Origin of the sequence: Vibrio sp. T20 (assembly GCF_007858795.1) — a bacterium.
In the GTDB taxonomy this organism is placed as follows: Bacteria; Pseudomonadota; Gammaproteobacteria; order Enterobacterales; family Vibrionaceae; genus Vibrio; species Vibrio satsumensis.
Genome location: NZ_VFEB01000174.1, coordinates 1 through 313 on the forward strand (window position 1 = coordinate 1; position 313 = coordinate 313).

The window sequence follows — 313 nt, forward strand, 5'->3', positions numbered from 1 at the left end:
TGAATCTGGCTCATTTAAAGGTAGAACCACATTGAGTAAAATTGGGCCATCTCGAATTCGGTCAAAAATATTTTTGGCCGCAGTTAGTGCTGGTAAATACAATCCTGATATCAAAGCACAAAAAAAAGCGGCTCTTAGCCGCTGGTAAAACAAAAATGCAAGCGTTAGGTGCTACTATGAGAAAGCTAATTCAAATATGTTTTGGCGTCATAAAAAATCAGACAAGATATCAGTCTGTATTAACTTTAAATTAAGTTTGTGGTTGCGTCAGAGAGATGGTATCTACAATTATCCCGTCTATAAACTCAGTTAT

At 36.1% G+C, this 313-nt stretch carries 1 protein-coding gene; it reads left to right on the forward strand.

What is annotated here, in order from left to right; all coding sequences use genetic code 11:
• On the forward strand, positions 1–148 hold a 148-nt coding region (locus FTW16_RS24975), incomplete at its 5' end, for a transposase (RefSeq protein ID WP_222433365.1).
• Between the last annotated feature and the right edge of the window lie 165 nt (positions 149–313).